Annotated in this window: 5 protein-coding genes and 3 pseudogenes; 2 read left to right on the top strand and 6 right to left on the bottom strand. The window is 50.7% G+C overall.

Annotation, left to right across the window (positions count from 1 at the left end):
- Positions 1-72 precede the first annotated feature (72 nt).
- Positions 73-171 (top strand): annotated as a pseudogene (locus tag WFP78_RS23110) (IS5/IS1182 family transposase); the annotation flags it as partial.
- A gap of 6 nt (positions 172-177) precedes the next feature.
- Here the strand turns inward: WFP78_RS23110 and WFP78_RS23105 are convergent.
- From WFP78_RS23105 to WFP78_RS23085, 6 genes and pseudogenes are all read right to left on the bottom strand, one after another.
- Positions 178-1,077 (bottom strand): NAD-dependent epimerase/dehydratase family protein, encoded by a 900-nt coding sequence (locus tag WFP78_RS23105; RefSeq protein ID WP_336966854.1) that lies wholly within the window; start codon positions 1,075-1,077, stop codon positions 178-180.
- A complete protein-coding gene (locus WFP78_RS23100) occupies positions 1,077-4,142 on the bottom strand; it encodes a glycosyltransferase (RefSeq protein WP_336966852.1) in 3,066 nt (1,021 codons plus the stop codon). Before WFP78_RS23100 ends, WFP78_RS23105 begins: the two co-directional genes overlap by 1 nt.
- A 64-nt stretch (positions 4,143-4,206) precedes the next feature.
- A complete protein-coding gene (gmd, locus tag WFP78_RS23095) occupies positions 4,207-5,241 on the bottom strand; it encodes a GDP-mannose 4,6-dehydratase (protein WP_336966850.1) in 1,035 nt (344 codons plus the stop codon).
- Positions 5,242-5,632: 391 nt separating this feature from the next.
- A pseudogene (locus tag WFP78_RS23090) lies at positions 5,633-5,828 on the bottom strand (IS66 family transposase); the annotation flags it as partial.
- Between the two features lie 141 nt (positions 5,829-5,969).
- The gene (tnpB, locus tag WFP78_RS23515) at positions 5,970-6,140 is read right to left on the bottom strand and encodes an IS66 family insertion sequence element accessory protein TnpB (protein WP_419723025.1); all 171 of its coding nucleotides are present in this window, start codon (positions 6,138-6,140) and stop codon (positions 5,970-5,972) included.
- Between the two features lie 6 nt (positions 6,141-6,146).
- Positions 6,147-6,269, bottom strand: a pseudogene (locus WFP78_RS23085) (IS5/IS1182 family transposase); the annotation flags it as partial.
- A gap of 86 nt (positions 6,270-6,355) precedes the next feature.
- Between WFP78_RS23085 and WFP78_RS23080 the strand changes: the two are divergent.
- The coding region (locus WFP78_RS23080) for an IS5 family transposase (RefSeq protein ID WP_336966848.1) at positions 6,356-6,842 on the top strand (487 nt) is incomplete at its 3' end.

Raw genomic sequence — 6,842 nt, 5'->3', positions numbered from 1 at the left:
TGCAACCCCGCCCGCAAGGGCACGATGATAACCCCGGACTCCAGTTATGACCGGAGGAGAAATGGGGAGCACGTCAACACCAGATACGACAAGCTCGCCGACAACTTCCTCGCCATGGTCCAACTCGCCTCAATCCGCCTGTGGCTGGGCGTTTATGAGTCTATGACCTAGGCCGGATTATCGAAGGCTGGCTTCCTGTGCGGCAATGATGCGCTGTATGCTCTGCTCGATTGGTACGGTTGGAACGGCATCCTTGACAAGCGCCTTGAGCTTTGTCGCATTCCCTGTCAGGCGCCAGACTTCATTCTTGCGCATAAATTCAGGAGCTACTTCTATTTTGATGTCATGTCCGGTGAGTTTTTGAAACAGCGCAAGCAATTCTTTCAGCGAGATAGGATTGCCTGAACATAGATTATAGGTTTCACCTATAGCTTCTTGAGAAAACATGATATGCCGGATAATCGCTCCAGCTTCCGCTATATCTATATAATCCCGATCAACATCTATATTACCTAGACGCAGGACAGGTTTTCTTGCTGAAAAAGCCTGAGCCAGTTTTGAAACGATAAAATCCGTGCTTTGCCCTTCTCCAATTATGTTAAATGGTCGAACTATAGTATAATCAATATCATCCTTATAGTTGATAATAACTCGTTCACAGCAAAACTTGCTCATTCCATAATGATGTACAGGCTTAGGGCACAAGTTTTCTGATAAGCAGTCTGTGTCTTGATTTCCATATACTCCGGCAGTGCTAATGAAGATAAATCTAGTATTTCTCTTTATACTAGCTGCAGTTTTTACAATGTTTTCCGTACCAACAGTGTTGGATAAATAATATTCGTAATTTGAGGATGATGTAACGCTTGAAATAGCAGCGCAGTGTACAATCATGTCGGGACAGACTGTGCTCACAAGAGCTGCAACTCCGTCTAAATCCTCTATATTGCAATAAGCTATATTACCACTTGGCTTTGATTTGGTGGTACCGAACAACTCATGTCCATCCTGCTGCAAAAGTTTATAGAGATAAGAACCTACGAACCCCGTGGCACCTGTGATCAATATCCGTGCCATTATGCATGCTCCTTCTTCGGCACAAGGCTTCTCTGATCAGCAATCATTGCAGAATGCGCATTGCGCAGCCCTTCCAGAAGCATTTCGGCGGACTCCCGCCATGTCCGGGCCTTCCATTGCTCTTCGATCTTCTTTTCCCATGGTTTGAGCTTGGCCGGATCATTTGCGTAAAAAGCAATACGCTCCGCCCAGAGAGCGGTATCGAGAGGATGGATATATTCTACCAGATCCCTGCCCGTTTCCCGCAGTGGATCGACGTCGGATGTAAGGCACATTTTCCCATAAGAAAGGCTTTCAGGTAAAGTCAGGCTCCACCCTTCATAGAAGCTAGGTAAAAGCGTGAATTTGCAATACCGATATAGAACATCCAGTTCCTCGTCGGTCGGGCTCATGATAAGGATTTTGCCTCGTACGCGCTGATCCTGTTCAAGCGAGGCGAGAAAATCCCACGATTTCCAACCCTTCTTTCCGACAAAGACGATCTGGAGCGGCTTGTCCAGCAAGCCCTTTTTCAACATGATAAGATATGCCTTATAAAGGGTTTCATGGTTTTTCCGTGGTTCGACCGTACCAACGGTTATCGCAAAATCGCTGCTGATGCCGAGATTTTGCAAAATGGCGGCATCTCTCTCTTCTTCCGACACACTCTGCTGGGCTGTGCTGATGTCTGATCCAAATTCAACAAAATCACTTGCCGGAATGGTCCAGGCTTCACGTTCCTGGACCAGAATGCCATCGCGCTGCGCTGTGCGGCCGCCATATATAATGTGATCGAAATGGTTGGATACATGATCAAACAGGGCACCGAACCCCACGCAGGTTGTCGGAACATGAAATTGCGGAGTCAAAATGGGCGTAAGATCGTAGATGGTTTGTGATTTCATCACCTCACGATCCGGCTGAATCAGATCGTCAATCTTCGCTACACGGGAAAGAATCCCTGTCCCGTCAGAATCAATTCCCGCAAAGAAGATAATCGAATTGCGCGGGATGATCGACAAATAGGCCCGATGTCCAGGATATGATCTGCCATCGCTGCCAGGTTGACGAAACGGATTACGATGCCCGGTGTTACCGGATTCATGATCCGCCCAAAATTTATGAAAATTCGCGTAGCTAAGAGACAAGTCTGTACTGTCAAACAGCCATGATAAATAAGTATCATCTATCTCGAAGAAATAATCGTATCCTCGCTGAAATGCAAAGAACCTGGTTCTTGGATCGATTGCTTTCAGTTGCTTGGCATATTCCAGCTCTGCACGTACGATGCCACTGATACCGCCTTCCCATTCCAGGAAGGACATGGTTAAATCCATCCAGATAACCGGGGGCGCAGTGGGCGCGTTCAATTCAGTGGGCGCATATGTCAGGGCTGCATTCAGCAGCATCTGCGCGGTGTCTGACCATTTCATTGTCGGCCAGCCTTTGGCGATCTTGTTTTCGAAGTCCTGAAGCAGAGCATCATCCTTCGAATATCGAATGATTTTTTCTGCCCATCCACGCACGTCGTAAGTGTCGACATAATCAACTAGATCGCCGCCAATCTCACGCAGCGGAGGGGTGTCGGAACACAGGCAGAACTTGCCCTGTCCCAAGCTCTCTGGAAGGGTCAGGCTCCACCCTTCATACAAGCTGGGCAGCACCGTGAAACGACAATTCTTGTAAAGGGCGGCCAATTCCATATCCGTAGGTGTCAGGCATAGCAGCTTGCCCTGAAGACAGGGATGACGCGTGATGGTATCAAGCATGTCATCCACCCGCCACATCGGTTTTCCGATGAAAACCAACTGCGGCAGATCGTTATCAGCCATTTCCAGTGCCATGAGATAGGCCCGATAAAGCATCTCATGATTTTTCCGTGGCTCAAGAGAACCGACAATGATGATAAAATCCCTGTTTATTCCAAGCCCCTTGAGCAACCCAATATCATCGGATGTATTCGAGTTTTTGACGATATCTGTTCCGAATTTTACCGGAACGCCGGGCGGCGTCGGCCATCCTTTGTCCTTCTGCAACGCTTCAGTGTCGATTTGCGCAGTACGTCCGCCATAAAAGATCATGTCGCAGTTATAGGAAATCCATTCTACATAGCGTTCAAAGCGATCACATCCGGCTGGATCATAGAAGTGCTTTGTTTCTTCAAGTAAAAGGATAATATCGTAGACAAGGTAGAATATATGAAATTCAGGAACTTCTTTTTTCACAATGGAAAAAAAGCGTTCCTTCTGGCTATCCATCCAGCCTACTGCGATAATGGCATCGCCAGATTCATATGGATGAAAAAATCCTTGGATATCGGGCGCCTCCACATGCACGGTCTGCGCTTTCTCGGTCGCTCCCTTATAACGGGCAAAGAAGTGCATATAGGCATCAGCGACATTTTCGGCATCAAGAAGCCAGCGCAACTCTGTTTTCGAGATTTCTGCAAAGCCTTGGTCAATCTGCAGTGAAAGGCGCAGATTGGGATATATTCTGGCAAGGCCGCTCGCCATTTCCAGTTCGGCACGTACAATGCCAACCACACCGCCATTCCACTGCAATGCTGTGGTCAAATCGAACCAGAGATTGTTGATCGTCTCTGCGCGCTTGCCGCTACTGTATGTTGCCCGCCTTTTTGCTATCCGATCGCTCCAGTCCGCAACGGCTACACGTATAGTTTCCACTGCCTGCTGTGTGCCGACCGGGGCATCCGAAGGACCGGCGTTGATTTGCCCAAGTAAGACCGCACGCCGATCCTGCATCTTAGCCATCCGCTTTTTTTCCATATACGGGGCTATGATGGTGTTGAGTGGCCAGATCACGGCGCAACTTTCCAGAAAAGCCTGTTTCCGCGCTGCCCTGGCCAGTTGAGACGTTGCCATATTATTCAGGCAGGCTTCATCACTGCTGGCGATTGATGCGACAATCCGCGCTTTTGACTTTCCGTCACCCAAAGCCTCGAGATGGCTGACTAGGCCCTCTTCATCTGGATCCCGACGCAAGATTTCACGATAACAGGCTTGCACGAAAGTCTGGCCATCCTTTTTAAGAAGATACTGTAAAGTACCCGGGGTGGCGTTTGTCATTATAGATTACCTTCCAGTCTTTCGTGCAATGCCGGTAAATATCGGTCGTCTAGGGAATGATGCGTTAGAAAGAAGCATTTTTTTCATTGCGTTCAAGGTCAGTGCTGACCATCATGGCGCACAGATCTTCAAGCGAGGTTTTCGCTTCCCACCCAAGATCGGTCTTTGCTTTGCCGGCATCACCGATCAGCAGATCGACTTCCGCCGGACGATGGAATTTCGGGTTGATCCGCATAACGGTCTTGCCGGTGGCGATATCGATCGCTGTTTCATCAACATCGGCGCCCCGGAATTCGACATCGACCCCGGTAGCTTTGAATGCCAGCGAAACAAAATCACGCACCGTGTGCATGCGGTTGGTCGCCAGCACATAGGTATCTGGCTGGTCAGCCTGCAACATACGCCACATGCCTTCGACATATTCCTTGGCAAACCCCCAGTCGCGTTTCGCATCGATATTGCCGAGTTCCAACACATCGAGCTTGCCCAATTTTATCTTGGCGACGGCGTCAGTAATTTTGCGTGTAACGAACTCGCGTCCGCGCAAGGGGCTTTCATGGTTGAAGAGAATGCCGCTGGCTGCGAAGATCTCATAGCTTTCCCGATAGTTCACCGTCATCCAGTGCGCATATAGTTTTGCCACACCATAAGGACTGCGGGGATAGAAAGGCGTGGCTTCGTTTTGAGGAATGGCCTGTACCTTGCCGAACATTTCAGAGGTGCTGGCCTGATAAAACCGAATTTTCGGATTAACCAAACGGATTGCCTCCAGCACGTTGAGCGCGCCAAGACCTGTAATTTTGCCGGTGGTGACGGGTTGATCGAAACTCACGCCTACAAAGCTTTGCGCCGCGAGATTATAGACCTCATCGGGCTGGTACCGGCTTAAAAGATCAATAAAGTTACCGAGGTCAGTAAGATCGCTTTCCACCAGATGAAAATTCGGGTCCTTTTCAATGCCAATTTCTTCAATACGCCAAAAGTTTACGGAACTTGTACGCCGGAAAGCGCCATATACTTGGTATCCTTTTTCAAGCAGGAGTTGAGCAAGGTAGGCACCATCCTGTCCAGAAACGCCTGTTACAAAAGCTTTCTTCATAGATTCCTCAAAAATGAAACTAGGCCGTAATTTTCAAATGCCTCAATAGGACATTGCAGGCTTTTTGCCACGTTAATGCCTCATGCTGGCAAGGCTTTCGTTCTTGCTCAAAACTCCCTAGCCAATCAGCTATGGATCGAGCCAGATCAACCTGCATATCGTCTCTGAAGTAACTGATCAACGGCGATGACACTTCTCGAAACACAGACAAATCCCTGGCAAGAATGGGACGGCCATATGTCAGCGATTCAGCTACGGGAAGACCAAATCCTTCTGCCAATATGGGAAATACGCCCATACATTCCTGATAAAGTCTGTCCAGCAATTCGTCGCTCGCATCTTCAAACCAGAAAAATTTCTCACCTTTCAAGGGATGCAGACGCATACGAGCCAAGCGTCGGCTGTGCTCGGCGCTGGCTCTGTACAGCTCGCGTCTCGGCTTGGCGATCTGCAGCTTGAGGTGGGTCGGTGGTACTCGCCAGGGCATCGGCGTTGGCCAGTCGCGCCTCGGCTTGGCGGGCCGTGGCGGGGACCAGCGCCTTGAGCGCTTCGACGTCGTCCGGCAAGAGCGAAACTGCGGTGTCCATAACCGCGATGGAATCACAACAGCGCGCCTGCTTGAAGCGAAAAATACACGTGCGAGTGGAACTTTGCTCCTATCCCGCGCTGGCGGGGCGCCAGCTATAGCCAATCGACTCCATTGAGCAGGCAGGCCAGCTGCAAGCTCGTCAGCGACACCACGCCGTCCTTGGCCGAGGGCCAAATGAAATGAAGCACCCCTTCTCGAGGCGCTTGGCATATAAAGGCATGCTGATCCCATCATGCCAGATGATTTTGATCAACGACCCTACGTCGCCGCAGAATACGAACAGATCACTACCGTGAGGATCGCGCTTCATTCCTTGCTAGGTCATAGACTCATAAACGCGCAGCCACAGGCGGATTGAGGCGAGTTGGACCATGGAGAGGAAGTTGTCGGCGAGCTTGTCGTATCTGGTGGCGACACGGCGGAAGTGCTTCAGCTCAGAGGCTGTTTCGGAACGGGATCGTAATGGTGGACGATCGAGTTTCGATATGATTCCGAGGGGTTGCGACACCAACCTTGGAAGCCATCATGTGGAACCCGACCGCCCGCGCGCATCATAGCCGCGCGCAGCTTCGCTATGGAAGCGATCTTACCGACGCGGAATGGCATTTGATCGAGCCGTATCTGCCTGCGCCATGCTCTTGCGGGCGGCGACGGCGTTGGCCGATGCGGGAAATCATCGAAGCCATTTTCTATTTGTTGCGGGCAGGCTGCCCTTGGCGGCTTTTGCCCGACAGCTTTCCGCCATGGCGCACGGTTTGCCGATGGTTCTGTACTCTGCGCGATGGCGGGGTATTTGAAAGCCTGAACCATCGCCTTGTCCAGGTCGACCGCGCCCGAACAGGGCGAGAACCGATGCCGTCGGCGGCGGTCATCGACAGCCAGAGCGTCAAGACCACCGAAGCGGGCGGACCGCGCGGCTATGAGATTATGGGGCGTGACGTGCTCCCCATTTCTCCTCCGGTCATAACTGGAGTCCGGGGTTATCATCGTGCCCTTGCGGGCGGGGTTGCAC

Source organism: Sphingobium aquiterrae, from assembly GCF_037154135.1.
GTDB lineage: Bacteria > Pseudomonadota > Alphaproteobacteria > Sphingomonadales > Sphingomonadaceae > Sphingobium > Sphingobium aquiterrae.
Note: the sequence above shows the minus strand (reverse complement) of the source record. Positions and strands in the feature narration are given on the sequence as shown.